This window comes from Parashewanella sp. 2210YD4-3 (assembly GCF_056591735.1).
Genome location: NZ_JBWQOG010000009.1, coordinates 21,300 through 36,634 on the forward strand (window position 1 = coordinate 21,300; position 15,335 = coordinate 36,634).

Below are 15,335 nucleotides of genomic sequence, written 5' to 3' on the forward strand. Positions count from 1 at the left end.
ATGATCATTGGCGGAAAAATAAGCTTAAACGGAGATTAGGGAGGTTCCCCTATAAAAGCAACAGCATAAAAAAATAAGGCCAGCAAGGAAACCTTGCTGACCTATGGTGGAACTATTCTTCTAGGGTACTTAAATCCCCTTCATCTTGCCCTAATGCACGCGCTTTTAAGACGCGGCGCATGATTTTTCCAGAGCGCGTTTTAGGTAGGGCATTCACAAATTGAACATCTTCTGGGGTGGCAATTTTGCCCATTTCATGGCCAACATGCTCTTTAAGCTCATTAATGAGATCTTGGTTGCCAACAACCCCTTCTTTCAGAGTCACATAAACGTGAATCGCATTACCTTTTAACTCATGTGGTAGGCCAATGGCTGCGGCTTCAGTGACCATTGGATGACAAACTAAGGCACTTTCAATCTCAGCCGTACCTAGTCGATAGCCACTCACTTTAAGCACTTCATCAATACGGCCTATCACCCATATATAGCCATCTTCATCTTTTTTAGCACTGTCACCAGCAAGGTATCGCCACTGACCATCAACTTGTGTCCAATACAAATCTTTATAGCGTTGTTCGTCTTTAAATACCGTACGTGCCATACCCGGCCAAGGGTTTTTAATGATCAGCTTACCTTCTTCATTAGGCGCAGCCGGAACACCGTCATCATTAACAATTTCGACTTCATTACCAAAGAATGGCTTGGTCGCTGAACCTGGTTTTAATGGAGTGATAGGCAATGGACAAATCATGAAGCCACCAGTTTCAGTTTGCCACCAAGTATCGATAATCGGGCACTTTCCATCACCAATCACTTCATGATACCAACGCCATGCTTCAGGGTTGATAGGTTCACCCACGCTTCCGAGTAATCGCAAGCTCGATAAGTCGTGTTTTTTCGGCCAGCGTTCACCGAAGCGCATTAGACCACGAATCGCGGTAGGTGAAGTATACAGAATATTGATGCCATAATTTTCAATGATCTGCCACCAACGATTTGGGTAAGGATAGTTGGGTGCGCCATCGTAAAGCATAATCGTGGCACCATTGATCAATGGCCCATAAACAATGTAGCTATGGCCAGTGATCCAACCCGGATCCGCAGCACACCACCAACGATCTTGTGGCTTGATATCAAACGCCATTCGATGCGTCGTCGAGGTATAGACAGCATAACCACCATGAGTATGTAACATGCCTTTGGGTTTACCAGTCGTGCCCGAGGTGTACAAAATAAACAGCGGATCTTCAGCATTGGTTTGTTCAGTTTCACACTTAGAGCCCGCAATCGGCAGTGCTAATAAGTCATGTAGCCAAAAATCACGTGTCGGCTCCATCTCCACATCCAGCTGATTGTTTTTGACACAAATACAGACTTCGATGCTTGGCGTACGCTTCATCGCATCATCAGCAATGGCTTTTAAATTAATTTTCTTACCGCGACGACTGCCACCATCGGCGGTGATCAATACTCTTGAGTGAGCGTCATCAATACGCTGCGCTAAGGCTTCAGTGCTGAACCCACCATAAACAACAGAGTGAACCGCACCAATTTTGGCACACGCCAACATGGCAAAGACTAACTCAGGAATTTGTGGCATATAGATAGTAACAATATCGCCTTTTTCAACACCCATGCTTTTGAGCACGTTAGCAAATTGGCAGACTTCACGATTTAAGCCATTGTAGGAAAAGTTACGCTTCTCGCCGTTTTCACCTTCCCAAATAATCGCCATTTTGTTGCGATTGGCATTGTCTAAATGGCGATCAACGGCATTATGAACAATGTTGATTTCACCACCATCAAACCACTTATACATAGGCGCATTCGACTCATCCAATACGCTATCCCATTTTTTATACCAGCTTAAGGTTTCCGCCTGTTCAGCCCAAAACGCTTCTCTGTTTTCGACGGAATATTGATACAATTTGTCGTATTCACTGACATTGGCCTGCTCAATAACGTCCTGACTTGGATAAAACATTTCGCGTTTATCAGAATTGGTCATGTTACTTCTCCATAAAGATTGTATTTAGCATCCGTTTGTACCTGTCTGTAGGCATTGTTGTTTGTTGTAGGACACCAATTTGTGAGCCTGAATTATCACTAATCAACAACATGTAACGGCTCGAATATTTGAGTGATGACCAAGTTAGGGAATTTTTTTTGAAATGACTATTAGACCTAAGTCTATATAAGACGATTTAACGCTAAACACAGGCTCAGGGAAACAAATGTTATTCGTGGCATTAAGCTTTATTCATAAAAGTAGCTTGCTTTCAATGTGTTATTTACCATTAAGCTACACTTTATTTCATTAAATAAATGCCATGAGTACTTCTTTGGTTAGTGCAAATTCAATTGGGGAGAGCCCTCAAACACCATCAAATCTCATAAATGGTTTACCGCCATCAAAAGACAACGTTGATGTTGTAACCAATGGTGAGATAGAGCGTAGTACACAATCGGAGTTTTGCGCCCGTTATCAAGTAGCCAGTTTAACCCGAATTCCCGTAGCCGAATTTCAGGGTGCGCGGCATGTCCACGCCGTTCAATCTGGGATAGTAAATGAGCTTGGTTGTAACCAACGTCAATTTGTTCATTTTAATTTGCAGAGTACCACTGTCGAAGTCGATAAAGAATATATCGCACTGCCTATCATTCAAAGTGGCCAAGGAAGTAAAGTTGGTACCCTTGAGTCTGACAATGGTTATATTCCTCCCAAGCTCAGTACTCATAACGCCCTCATCTACAAAGCGGTAAGAGTGAAGCAAGAAGCTCCTATTAAAGAAATAGAAACCATGGCGCAAGACAATGAGGTTAACTTCAGTCATGGCCTTACGTCTGTACATGATATAGAAAGCCTTAAAGAAACCATGCTAGCCCGATATCAAACGTCTCGAAAGGATTTGGGGTTAACCGAAGATAATATCTCACAGCAAACCTTCGCCATTACTTGGTTTGAATTGGTGGGTTATGTTGATGAACAAGGTAAGCGCGTCGATTTACCTAATGTCGATTATATTCAAGTGGGCGAAAGCCGTATTCAACTGGACGACATTTATGAGCTGATGACCTTACTAGAGGTCGCTCCCGAAGAACGCGATTATTACACTATCCGTGATACCATAAAGACACTTTGGCGTAGAAAGACCGCTCAAACAAGAAACGAGCAAGAAGACATTAACGTTAACGAAGAAATCAAAACAAAGTGCTTTGAGGTATTCAAAAAAATGGGATTGATTGATCCCGTTTCTCCTAAATTAAACCACTACGAACATACTTTAATTATGGGGGCTGCAGTGCCAACCATGCAAGCTAGGGTAGATCATCTGCAACAAATGCAAAACCAAGAAGTAACCAGCGATACTCTGTTCTCTTTAACCAGTGATCGTAAGTTAAAAGAGCAGTTGGATCAGTTGCCACAATATAATCAAGCTCATTCTGATCAGCCTCCATTAACGACTGAAGACAATGAAACTTGTGCCATGGCGCAGATTGTGAACGATTCAAATTTGCCGACAGTGATGCCTGTTTGCTATAGCGGTTTCATCGAAGAAAAAGGCAAAACTCGCAAAGCTAATACACTTGATACCCTTAGGCGTTACCAACAACTGCACCAAAGTTCAAACACATCCACTTTGATCGTGAGCAGTCAGCCAAATGCCATTTACCAACTTGCTTGTGCACAAAACGCGTTTTTTCCTGAAGCCATTCCTCTTGATGTAACCGCAGTTGCGGCACCTAAAGACATTCGTTTAATAACCATGTGTAATTCACTGGACTCTCTTTTAAGAGTGTCCTGCTAAACAGCACTCTTATTTGCCTAGAACCAAAGTAGTGAAATATAAAGTGAGCGGTTTAAATTTCTAAATTATTGAGGCTATAGATGGCGATCGGACCAACCACTCAGTTCGATGCAGATTGCCCCTACTCTATTGAAGTAGGTGATGGCGCCTATTATGCCAACATCAAGATGCTTGATGTAAAGCACTTTTTAGAATCCACAAATCCATCTTCCACCACTCACAAACCGCAAAGAATGGAAATGGTATTTGCTTCTAGAATTGATCTCAGTTCAGGCCTCACTCAAAAGTGTAGGCTTGCAACTAAAAACAATACCTATGATGCTGAGATAACTATTTTTGCAGTAATGAGAGCGAAAGCTAAGCGAAAAGTGTCTAGTTCTCAGCCCATATCGAATCCCCCTAGGTCTTCTATCCCTCGAAATCCCAGAAGAACACCTATGACTCAGAGCGCATCGACAGATCCAAGCCAAGCAGTAAAGAAATTTTTAGCTCAAGCGCCACAAGTATCGAGCTCCACTGCTTATGATATTTTTAATCGATATTGGCAGAAAATTATGCAAGAAGTTATGCAGCAACCCAACGCTCAGTGTGTAAGCTTTAAGAAACAATGTTTTGCCCGTTTTAAGTATACTGAAATGCAAAAAATCCATCTGGATGAATTGTTATCTGAAAACAATAAATCTGAATTTTCATGCTTTCTTTTAAAGGCCATAAAAGCGAAAATCAAAACAGAACATAACGCGTTTAATAAGATGTTAATGACGTTGAACAGCTGTAAGATTCCAGCCCTCATTGATTTAGCAGAAAAAATGGTGACGGACGCATATAGGCCAAGTTTAAGTTGAGCATGACGTCACGAACTGGATTCAAATGTGTTGAAAATTACCAGTATTGTTGTCGTGCTCTGTGGTTTTTTATAACAGTAGCTTCTTCAATGACACCTCCATACCTTGATCGAATTGAGATAACTGAGCCAACAATAATTCCCCTGTAGCAATCGCATCATTTAGGGCATTGTGTTCATAATGGGCTGGTAAGCCATGCTCTTGCCGTAAGTTGTTGAGTCTCAACCGAGATGGATCATAAGGAGTATCACTTAAATCGAAACGACGTTTGGCGATTTGCAAGGTATCAATAATCGGAAAAACAGGCGCAACACCGTATAACTGCAAACAGGCTTGCTGTAAAAAATTTCGTTCGATATGAGCAAAATGCACCAGCATCACCCGCCCCGTTAATTGAGCTAATAACCGTTCAACCACCTGAGCTAACAGCTGGCCAGCGGCTTGCTCAGTATCAGTAATTTGATGGATTTGAACGTTTTCTCGCTCAAGCACGATTTGATGGTTAACAATGGTATGTAAACTATCTGCCAGCCGAATCACTCCCTGCTTCATGGGCGCACAGCCCACTGACAAAATATGATCTTTTTTAGGGTTAAGCCCTGTGGTTTCAAAGTCTAACGCTAACAATTCTACGTCTTTTATCGGCGTATTAGGCTTAGGAAACGGCACCGATAAAAAGGATTTAAGCGGTCCCTCTGGCACTTTTTTAAACTGCCGTTGACGCACAGAATTAAGACCAAACCAACGCTGAAAAAGCATAATAGCTCCCCTTATCCATAAGTCGTTTGCCGCACGCTTTGCATTTCTTTGATGACTTTAAAGGCATCTTTTAAATGCTCTCTGTCGAGCTTAGAGAGTGCATTGGGTGAGATGAAACAATCGGTTTCTTCTCCCTCTAACAACTGCTTGGCTTGATGTTTGACTTTCGACATGGTCAAAAACTCAAAGGCTGAAAATAAGCTTTTACCTGAACCTTGAGTTAATGATGACGTCCCCATGGCATGAGTTAATCGCTTAAGGGTGTTCACTTCTTCAATACCTTCCGATAGCGCATATATCCGCGCGAGATCTACCACAGGCGCGATACCATTATGTTTTAAATCCAGCGTATTTTTATGCTTGCCGTTATCGGTTAACACGAAGTCTCGAAAAAAGCCTAATGGCGGTCTGAGCTTGATGGCATTTGCAGATAAATGAGCCAAGAATAGGGTGTTGCCTTGAGTCTTTTTCAGCATTTTTTGACGAACCTCTTCGAGCAGAGATTCTTTGCCATATACGCTGCGCATATCAAAAAAGATACTGCAATGCATCAAGGCATTCGGATCAGGTTTGTCTATCCATTGATTAAAATAGTTGTGCCATACCGATTGGGTTTGACGCCATTTATCATTACTGGCCATCACATCACCGGGACAATAGGGATAACCACATTGAGCTAGCCCATCACACACAAACTGCGCCAGCTGAGTAAACCAAGGACGATGCTGCTCTTGCAGGCTGTCATCAATGATCAAAGCGTTATCTTGATCGGAGCTGATGGTTTGCTCTTGTCTGGCCTGTGAGCCAGCACTCACCCACACAAAGGGGATAGGCTCATCGCCTAAATGTGCTTTGGCTAACTCAATCAGCTTGCAGGTAAAGGCATCAGCAATCGCGCTCATGGTCTTACCGACACTGCTTGCTGATGTACCGAGCTTGGCCATGCTCACTTGTAACTTTGGTAATAAATCAGAAATATGCGACAACTCGGTCACATCTTTTGCCTTAGCAATCATGGACGACACATTGACAGAACTTAGGCTTTCTTGCCTCATTAAATCGGTAATGGTCACCATCCCTGCCAGTTGCCCTTTGCGGCTCACAGGTAAATGATGAATGCCGCGACTGTTCATTTTAATCAAGGCTTCATAAGCGCTCGCGTTCACATCAATCATCTGCACATCAGTCGTCATGATGTCTGACACAGGGGCACTAAGGGTTAAACCTTTTGCTAATCCGCGACATCGAAAGTCTTTATCCGTCACAATTCCAACCAGCTCTTTATCTCTAATGATCAAGAGAGATGAAAAATTACGTTCAGTCATTATCATTGCTGCTGATTGCAGGCTTGTTGTTTCCTCAATCGTCACCGCTGGGCTACTGAAAAAATCACCAATAGAGCGGTTCATCAAGGTTGAAGATACAACTTCCTGTTCATTGATTTTAGTGACTTGATCTGACAATCGTTCTGCCGCAGGTTTGGTAAAAAAAGCTCCCACGTGTGGATGCTCGACACAGATTTCTAACAAACTGGAAAAATTAATGGCATAAAGCAGGGTGTCTTCATCAACTTTAACCAAGGTATTACTCACGGCATTTTGCGAACAAAACACACTGCAAATATCTCCTTCCGCTAACTTCTCAATCAACTCTTGATTATTTTTGATGACCGATAGCGTGCCTTTGCGGATCACATACAAACTCGGATCCGTTATACCTTGTGGGGGCAGAGTTTCGTCACAGCGAACATAACAAATCTGAACCTGCTTAATGAGTTTTTCCAATATAGGTTCAGGGAGTAAATCCAGCGGGTTAGCCGCTTGAATAAAGGTTTTGATTTCCGTTAGCTCACTACTCATGGCGCGTCCTTGTGTCTTCTTATGTTGTTGTTTTTACCATTGAAAACGTTAAGGGTCGAGCATTGAAACGCCTCCTTAGACTAAAGTTGAATATGTTTGTTTTCCATTGGTTGTTAGGGTCTTAACTGAAAAATTGAGTATCTGAGCATAAAACCTTAAGCAATTTATGCTCAGTTACTTATAACAATAAAAAGCAATAGGAGATCAATGTGGAAACACAAAATAGTTACTGGGCGGAAAATTTACGCCTGATCCTGATCTGCCTCGTCATTTGGTTTGTTTCCTCATTTGGCTTTGGCTTGCTACTGGTTGAACCTTTAAACGAGATCCGACTGGGTGGTTATAAGCTGGGCTTCTGGTTCGCACAACAGGGATCAATTTATGTCTTTGTGGCACTCGTTTTTTGGTATTCATCACAAATGAATAAGCTCGACAAAAAATATAATGTAGAGGAAAGCTGATCATGGATGAGTTAAAACTGTATACCTACATCGCTGTATTTGGCTCATTTGCGATGTATTTTGCCATTGCATGGTGGGCCAGAGCTGGCTCAACCAGTGACTTCTATGTCGCTGGTGGCGGTGTTACTCCGCTTCAAAACGGAATGGCGATTGGTGCTGACTGGATGAGTGCGGCATCATTTATTTCAATGGCGGGTTTGATTGCCTTTTTAGGTTATGGCGGCTCGGTATTCTTAATGGGCTGGACTGGCGGTTATGTTCTGCTGGCAACCTTACTTGCCCCTTATATGCGTAAGCACGGTAAGTTCACTGTACCTGAGTTCATCAGCGACCGTTATTACTCAAAAACCGCGCGTATTGTGGCGGTTATCTGCTTAATCATTGCATCACTCACTTACATCATCGGTCAGATGAAAGGTGTAGGCGTAGCCTTCTCTCGCTTCCTTGAAGTGGATTATGGTCTAGGTTTAGGCATTGGCATGATGGTGGTTTGGGTTTATGCGGTATTAGGTGGCATGAAAGGCATCACCTACACCCAAATCGCGCAATATTGTGTGCTGATTTTTGCTTACACCATCCCAGCTGTGTTTATTTCATTGCAGCTTACTGGCAACCCTATTCCTCAACTTGGTTTAGGCAGTACTTTAGCCGATGGCAGTGGCGTGTACTTGTTAGACAAGCTTGATATGGTCGTCACCGATTTAGGCTTTAAGGAATACACTACCGATAACCTTGGTGGCACCTTAAACATGTTTGCTTACACCATGTCTTTGATGATTGGTACAGCAGGTCTGCCACACGTTATTATGCGTTTCTTTACTGTTCCTTCAGTAAAAGCGGCACGCTCGTCTGCGGGTTATGCGTTAGTGTTTATTGCGTTGCTTTACACTGTCGCGCCAGCGGTAGGGGCAATGGCACGTTATAACTTAATGAATACCATTGAGCCAACAGCCGGCCAGCACATGGATTATTCAGAACGTCCACAGTGGTTTAAAGATTGGGAAAAAACGGGACTGCTTCAGTTTGAAGATAAAAACAATGACGGTAAAGTCCAATACACGGCTGATCCTAAAACCAATGAAATGGTGAAAGTAGACCGTGACATCATGGTACTGGCGAACCCTGCGATTGCGAATCTACCTAACTGGGTTATTGCATTGGTTGCAGCCGGTGGTCTAGCGGCCGCACTGTCGACAGCAGCAGGTTTGTTATTAGCGATATCCTCATCGGTCTCCCACGATCTGATGAAGGGGGTCTTAACCCCCGACATGTCTGAGAAAAACGAACTGCTTGCAGGACGAGTAGTGATGACACTCTCTATCCTAGTCGCAGGCTATTTGGGACTGCATCCACCCGGATTTGCAGCCGGAACGGTGGCGCTCGCCTTTGGCCTTGCCGCGTCCAGTATCTTCCCGGCCTTAATGATGGGGATCTTCTCTAAGAAGATGAGTGGTAAAGCAGCGGTTGCGGGTATGTGTAGTGGTATTGGTATCACCATGCTGTATGTATTCCAGCACAAAGGGATCATGTTTATTCCTGGCACCTCGTTCTTAGGTGACATGGGTGAAAACTGGTTCTTTGGTATCTCACCGAACGCCTTTGGTGCGGTGGGTGCGTTAGTTAACTTCGCGGTAGCCTTTATCGTATGTAAACTAACAGGCGATGCACCTAAAGAGATCCAACAGTTGGTTGAAAACTTCCGTATCCCAAAAGGTTCCGGAGCGGCTCATAACCATTAATCGTTAATATTTATTCAAAAGTAAAAGGCTCTAGTTTTTGACTAGAGCCTTTTTTAATTTTTACTGTTTACTTTCAATAATCTGTTTAAGCTTGTCGTGATTAATTGATTCTAAAATTTCTAAGTGTGTTTCAAAGCCAACACCCAATTGTTTCTGTTCAAGTATTTGGCCTTTTTTGCGCTCTACTGCTAACCTCATTTGGCCTTGACGGATAAAAAAGCTCATGTGAGCTGACAGATCCGGACTAACACGCTGAACCGATTGAGGAACAGTGATATCCACAAAGTCAACGCCATGTCTTTGTGTGCGGCTCCACGAACCAGTACCCAAATACTGAGTATTTCCCCCAGAACGAATTCCATTTTTCACATCATAGGAAGTATTTAGATTATTTTTATTCACCCTAAAGTATCGAACTCTCTGACTATGAAAGAAAAAATTCTTACTAAACAACCAAGCTATCAGATAATGATTATCATCAGCTGTTATGATTGGGGCAACGGGGATACTAAATAAATAACGCCCTATCATCTCATTTAGGTTTTCTGTTTCAGGAATGAGCGAATAGTTAATCCGAGATGTTCCTGCACTTGCCGTTGAAATGTTGGGTGCCAGCACGGATACCCCATCACACACGTCACCTTCAGCTTCATTTGGGTTACTACGCGCTTCCATGAAGTCATTTGGGTATGTTTTTGTCAACTCCAAGGCGTAAATAGAGTCACTATCGGGAAAAGTATCTAAACCAGACGCATTGGTAATCAATGGATGCTTCATTCGGGACTCCTTCACCACACATCCATATACAGCCTTAAAAAAATAAGTGCTTGAGAGTAATAGTGCAAATAGCAGTCAAAAAATGGAATTTCGACTGCCATTTTAAGTGCTTTTACACTGGACATTTGAGCTAAAACCGAATTAACTAGAACAATCATAAGTTGCACGACTTAATTATCGATTAAGTTCAAGGCATTAAAAGAAAAAAGAAAAAGGAAGTCACTTGAACAAGCACACGAAACTTGCCATTGCTATCGCCCCATTACTCGCCATTGGTGGATACATATTGTCGGATATGTACATCGAAGACCAAGCGCAACAAGACCGTATTTTCACCTTAACCCCTGAGTCAAAGTGCGATGTCTTAGCCAAAGACTGTGTGTTGGTGTCTGGGGATTTTAAAGTCAATGTTTATGACGAAAATGGCGTCACCTTTATTAACTCTACTTACCCGCTAGATCACAGCACCTTGTTTTTGGTGGACGAAAACAACAAGGCCAGCAGCTATCCACTTTACATGAAAGACTCGCCCTATTATTGGAGCAGCAATACCCCTCTTAGAACACAAATGGATAAGGTTGGCTCTCGCCAAAAGCTGCGTTTGATTGCACAAATTAAAGGCGGCAAATACATCAGTGAGTTCTATACACAAACCAAAAACTAATCACTTTTATAAGTTCGTAATATTATGTTTCATTCATGGCAACTGCTTAGCTTAAGCATTATCTATATTGCATTACTGTTTTGGGTTGCCTATTTGGGTGACAAGTTTCGTCACAAACTTTATGGTGACAGAAAAGCCATTATTTATGCGCTAACCCTTGGGGTGTATTGCACCTCTTGGAGTTTTCTTGGTACTACGGCGCAAAGTGCCACCAATATTTTTTCTCATATTCCTATTTACCTTGGACCCGTCTTATTATTTGTCTTTGCATGGCCATTCTTATTACGCATTATTAGGGTCAGTCTCCAACTCAACTTAACCTCTATTGCTGACTTATTAGCAGTACGGTTTGGTAAATCTCACAGCCTAGCAAAGTTAGTGACTCTAGTGGCGGTGATAGGCACCTTGCCCTATTTGGTATTACAAATAAAATCCATCGTTTACTCTTTTGAGTTATTGCAGATCGAGCCCATGATGCCCCAGTGGCAACTCGGGTTGATTGTGTCCTTGATCATAGTGGCTTTTACGGTTCTATTCGGCATTCGTCATATTCATGTGACCGAAACTCATCCTCAGATGATGTTAGCCATTGCCTTTGAATCAGTGATCAAGCTGACGGCTTTTGTGGTTCTCGCTGTTTTTGTATGCTTTTTTGTGTTTGATTCCCCAATACAGATCTGGCAACAAGCTAATATTGATGTCAGCGAGCAATTAAGCTTTCCAAATCTCACCAGTTTATTTGGTATGTTAGTGGTGGTAATGGCGGCCTTTTTAGCCCTACCACGCCAATTTCAAGTGATGGTGGTGGAAGCCAGTCATGTGAAAGATACCAAATACAGCAGACCGATTTTTATTGTTTATTTAACCCTATTTGCGATTATGGCGATTCCACTTGGGTTAGCGGGATTATTGTTATTTGGCGATCAAGTGCCGGCAGATTCTTATGTACTTCGCTTGTCTATCATGGAGCGACCTAGCTGGATAAGCCTATTGGTGTTTCTTGGTGCCATATCCGCCGCCAGTTCAATGATGATCATTTCCTCAATGGCTCTGAGCACCATGCTCAGTAATGAGATTGTGTTCCCTATTTTATTTCAATCACAACGCCAACAAAGTAACTATCAATCGTTTCAAGCGCGACTTTTAAACATTCGTAAGTTATTAGTACTAGTAATTATTTTAATGGGGTATGGCGCATTTTTAGTGATTGATCCCGACAGGCTCGCCTCACTCGGTGAAATCGCTTTTGGCGCATTAGCTCAACTCACACCAGCCTTAATTGCCGCTTTTTATTGGCGAAATGCCAGTTTAACCGGTGTATTTACTGGGATTTCTGTCGGTTTTAGTTTATGGCTATTTTTGAACTTTTTACCAAACCTCGGCATCTATGATCTCAACCTTGCCAATGAGTATTTATCCAGTAATACCGGCTTTACCTTATTCTCGCTAGCAGCCAACACACTGGTCATGATCATCATATCCTTATTCAGCCGTAAGAGTGTCCATGAGCGAGTTCAAGCCACATTTTTTTACAACAAAACCAGCGAACTATCAGAACTCACGCCAAAGCGATTAGCCATCGATAGCTCTGAGCTGCAATTATTACTGGTTAAGTTTTTAGGAAATGATACCGCAGAAGAATGCATGGCGAACTTTAATCGCCAAGTGGAAAACAAACAGCTAGCCACTGAACAATATAATCAAATTCTCATTCAACACGCCGAAACGGCACTGGCCACTATAATGGGAGCATCATCGGCGCGTATGTTAATCCATTCAGTATTACAAGGGCGGAATATCAATTTAACCGAGCTTGCAGCATTAATTGAAGAAGCGTCAAATCAACAACAGTTAAAGAATCTGAGCATCCTTCATAGTGCGATTGAACACGCCAGTGAAGGGATCTCAATTGTCGATAAAGAATTAAATTTGGTGGCATGGAATCGTAAATACTTAGACATCTTTAACTACCCTAAAGGCGTGGTGACCATTGGCGCACCGATTGAAGATCTTATCCGTTTTAATCTGTCACAAATATACGACCACAACATTAACCTTGAGCAAGCCGTTCAAAAGCGCCTCGCCTATTTGAAGCAAGGCACACCTCACACCTCTGAACGAACCATGAACTCAGGGCAGGTGATCACCATTGAGGGGAATCCATTACCAAATGGTGGCTTTGTGATGATGTTTAGGGACATCACCACGTTCAGACAAGCAGAAAAAGTACTCAAAGAGCAAAATCTCGATTTGGAAGCTGTGGTACAAGCGCGCACCAAAGAATTAAAACTGGCAAATGAACAATTAGCGACCTCGCATCGAAAAGCGCGTTTGGCAAACCAAAAGAAAAGCTTGTATTTAAAAGCCTGCAGCCACGATCTGCTGCAACCGTTGGAAGCCGCTCGATTATTTACTTCAGCCTTAGCCGTTCAAGATAAACTGTCAGACCGCCAACGCCAACAGGTAGGCAATATTGAACAGTCACTGAAAGTAGCCAATGACATGTTGTCCAGCCTAGGTGATATGGCTCGCATCGAAAGTGGGGATATTAAGGTAAACACCGAAATTTTCTCTCTGTTTGAGTTTTTAACTCAGCTTGAGGATGAATTCAGCCCCGTGGCCAATGAACAACAATTGGATTTTCATGTCGATAAAGCTGAAGGCTGGCTGAATACTGACCGCCACTTGTTACGCCGCATTCTACAAAACCTGATAACCAATGCGTTTCGCTATGCAAAACAAGGCCAAATTTGTGTCAGTGCAACACTAGGAAATGAGACGGTTGAAATGGCCGTTACCGATAATGGCCCTGGGATAGCGAAAGCCGATCAAGCCGTTATTTTTGAGCCATTCACGCAGCTGGAAAACAGCAGCAGCAAAGGATTAGGCTTAGGGTTGAACATCACTCGAGTGTTTGCGGAAAAACTGAATACCCCTATTACTCTGACATCAGAAGAAGGTCAAGGTTGCCGCTTCAGTTTAACCTTACCTTTGGTTTCTACCCCTAATTTGATGAAGCCACAGCAAAAACCATTATCCAATCTGCACGGCGTGTCGGTGTTATGTATTGATAACGATCCTGAAGTGTTAGCTGGAATGATACAATTGCTTACAGCATGGAAGTGTAATGTAGTGGGCGTAGCCAGTCGCAACGAAGCCCTCGACGCCTGCAGTCGTCATGGTAATCGTTTTGAGATCATACTGGCGGATTATCAACTTGATGATAACGACGATGGCTTAGAGGTCATTGCTTTACTTCGAGAACATTGCCAAAGGGTGATCCCTGCCATTTTGATCACCGCCACCACAGAGGCTGGTATTGAGCAAAAAGCTCAACAAGCCAAAGCAGGTTACATGCGAAAAATGGTGAAACCAGCGGCACTTAGAGCCATGATGAGTGCCATGCTAGCTCAAACCATGCAAGATAAGTATGGCCAGTAAAAGGAAAACTAACTAACCTCAATCATGGCACTTTGATGCCGAATTTGGGAGGAGACCATCACATCAGCTCTGCATAAGCCAACCTCTACAGCACAGCTACTTATGCGTATTTCTGTGTTAGAACAGCTCGAAATAGACCCGCTATTACGAACTGTTCTGCCTTGAACTACACACCATTAGCAGTACTGTAGATAACAATTTTAAAGCTTGTATCGTAAATAATAGTGTTACGGATTTCGTTATACAGAGCTGAGGTTAACCATTTAATTGATGGCTGAAATCTTCGCTGATCTCCAGTTGGTTAAGTACCAACACTGCTTGGGTGCGGTTTTGCACATGCAGTTTACGAAAAATCGCGGTGGCATGTGCTTTGACTGTGGCTTCTGACACATTGAGCTGATAGGCAATTTGTTTATTCAACAAACCCTCAGCAAACATGGTTAAAATTTTATATTGTTGTTGGGTCAGGCTGGCGATTTGCTCAGCCACTTGTGATTTACTCGATGCGCCCGTGCCATCATCAAAACCAGAAGGTAACCAGATCTCACCGCTAAGCACTTGGCTGATGCCATGAAAAATACTATCAATATCCGTCGACTTAGGAATAAAGCCCGACGCTCCATACTCTATGGCTTGGCTTATGGTGTCTCGATCTTCATAGGCAGAGACAACGATAACCGGAATTTGTGGGTAATGCTGACGAACATGGATCAAGGTATTAAACCCATGGGCACCAGGAATATTCAGATCCAACAAGAGTAAATCGGCTTGATCATAGTTATCTAGTACTGCTTCCAACTGCTTAACCGTTTCCGCTTCAATAAAACGGGTTTGTGGCATCCTACTTTTAAGCGTTTCTAGCAAAGCCTGTCGGAACAATGGATGATCATCGGCAATGATCACGTTCTCTGGCAAAAACATTATTGTTATTCTCTTTTGTTTATTTGCTTTAAGTACCTTGAGTCATCCGTAACAAAGAGA

11 protein-coding genes are annotated in these 15,335 nt (G+C 42.8%); 6 read left to right on the forward strand and 5 right to left on the reverse strand.

All coding sequences use genetic code 11. The annotated features are described in order from the left end of the window. Positions 1-112: 112 nt before the first annotated feature. Positions 113-2,008 carry an acetate--CoA ligase gene (gene acs, locus AC1EU0_RS13645; protein ID WP_480303017.1) on the reverse strand — a complete coding sequence of 632 codons (1,896 nt, stop codon included), beginning with the start codon at positions 2,006-2,008 and terminating at the stop codon, positions 113-115. 322 nt (positions 2,009-2,330) lie between these two features. On the opposite strand from acs, the gene AC1EU0_RS13650 reads away from it, so the two are divergent. Then, positions 2,331-3,809 carry a hypothetical protein gene (locus AC1EU0_RS13650; protein WP_480303018.1) on the forward strand — a complete coding sequence of 493 codons (1,479 nt, stop codon included), beginning with the start codon at positions 2,331-2,333 and terminating at the stop codon, positions 3,807-3,809. Between the two features lie 80 nt (positions 3,810-3,889). Then, positions 3,890-4,654 carry a hypothetical protein gene (locus AC1EU0_RS13655; RefSeq protein ID WP_480303019.1) on the forward strand — a complete coding sequence of 255 codons (765 nt, stop codon included), beginning with the start codon at positions 3,890-3,892 and terminating at the stop codon, positions 4,652-4,654. Between the two features lie 69 nt (positions 4,655-4,723). Here the strand turns inward: AC1EU0_RS13655 and AC1EU0_RS13660 are convergent, their stop codons facing one another. After that, entirely contained in the window at positions 4,724-5,413 is a 690-nt protein-coding gene (locus AC1EU0_RS13660) for an exonuclease domain-containing protein (RefSeq protein ID WP_480303020.1), read from the reverse strand. A gap of 11 nt (positions 5,414-5,424) precedes the next feature. Beyond that, on the reverse strand, positions 5,425-7,272 hold the full coding sequence (locus tag AC1EU0_RS13665; protein WP_480303021.1) for a DUF294 nucleotidyltransferase-like domain-containing protein: 1,848 nt from the start codon (positions 7,270-7,272) through the stop codon (positions 5,425-5,427). Between the two features lie 209 nt (positions 7,273-7,481). Here AC1EU0_RS13665 and AC1EU0_RS13670 point away from each other — a divergent pair, with 209 nt between their 5' ends. Continuing rightward, entirely contained in the window at positions 7,482-7,733 is a 252-nt protein-coding gene (locus AC1EU0_RS13670) for a DUF4212 domain-containing protein (RefSeq protein ID WP_480303022.1), read from the forward strand. 2 nt (positions 7,734-7,735) lie between these two features. After that, positions 7,736-9,472 carry a sodium:solute symporter family protein gene (locus AC1EU0_RS13675; protein WP_480303023.1) on the forward strand — a complete coding sequence of 579 codons (1,737 nt, stop codon included), beginning with the start codon at positions 7,736-7,738 and terminating at the stop codon, positions 9,470-9,472. Between the two features lie 60 nt (positions 9,473-9,532). Here the strand turns inward: AC1EU0_RS13675 and AC1EU0_RS13680 are convergent, their stop codons facing one another. Next, positions 9,533-10,249, reverse strand: coding sequence for a hypothetical protein (locus tag AC1EU0_RS13680; RefSeq protein ID WP_480303024.1), 717 nt, complete (start codon positions 10,247-10,249; stop codon positions 9,533-9,535). Positions 10,250-10,472: 223 nt separating this feature from the next. On the opposite strand from AC1EU0_RS13680, the gene AC1EU0_RS13685 reads away from it, so the two are divergent. Next, positions 10,473-10,913 carry a hypothetical protein gene (locus tag AC1EU0_RS13685; protein ID WP_480303025.1) on the forward strand — a complete coding sequence of 147 codons (441 nt, stop codon included), beginning with the start codon at positions 10,473-10,475 and terminating at the stop codon, positions 10,911-10,913. Between the two features lie 24 nt (positions 10,914-10,937). Next, complete coding sequence (locus AC1EU0_RS13690; RefSeq protein ID WP_480303026.1) at positions 10,938-14,354, forward strand: hybrid sensor histidine kinase/response regulator; 3,417 nt, start codon at positions 10,938-10,940, stop codon at positions 14,352-14,354. Between the two features lie 255 nt (positions 14,355-14,609). Here AC1EU0_RS13690 and AC1EU0_RS13695 read toward each other — a convergent pair whose 3' ends face one another. Next, a complete protein-coding gene (locus tag AC1EU0_RS13695; RefSeq protein ID WP_480303027.1) occupies positions 14,610-15,275 on the reverse strand; it encodes a response regulator transcription factor in 666 nt (221 codons plus the stop codon). Positions 15,276-15,335: the final 60 nt, after the last annotated feature.

Bases quoted from the DNA above. Each gene is read 5' to 3' on its own strand.
- AC1EU0_RS13675 (WP_480303023.1), top strand. From the start codon at position 7,736: ATGGATGAGTTAAAACTGTATACCTACATCGCTGTATTTGGCTCATTT.
- AC1EU0_RS13655 (WP_480303019.1), top strand. From the start codon at position 3,890: ATGGCGATCGGACCAACCACTCAGTTCGATGCAGATTGCCCCTACTCT.
- acs (WP_480303017.1), bottom strand. From the start codon at position 2,008: ATGACCAATTCTGATAAACGCGAAATGTTTTATCCAAGTCAGGACGTT.
- AC1EU0_RS13690 (WP_480303026.1), top strand. From the start codon at position 10,938: ATGTTTCATTCATGGCAACTGCTTAGCTTAAGCATTATCTATATTGCA.
- AC1EU0_RS13650 (WP_480303018.1), top strand. From the start codon at position 2,331: ATGAGTACTTCTTTGGTTAGTGCAAATTCAATTGGGGAGAGCCCTCAA.
- AC1EU0_RS13680 (WP_480303024.1), bottom strand. From the start codon at position 10,249: ATGAAGCATCCATTGATTACCAATGCGTCTGGTTTAGATACTTTTCCC.
- AC1EU0_RS13665 (WP_480303021.1), bottom strand. From the start codon at position 7,272: ATGAGTAGTGAGCTAACGGAAATCAAAACCTTTATTCAAGCGGCTAAC.
- AC1EU0_RS13660 (WP_480303020.1), bottom strand. From the start codon at position 5,413: ATGCTTTTTCAGCGTTGGTTTGGTCTTAATTCTGTGCGTCAACGGCAG.
- AC1EU0_RS13695 (WP_480303027.1), bottom strand. From the start codon at position 15,275: ATGTTTTTGCCAGAGAACGTGATCATTGCCGATGATCATCCATTGTTC.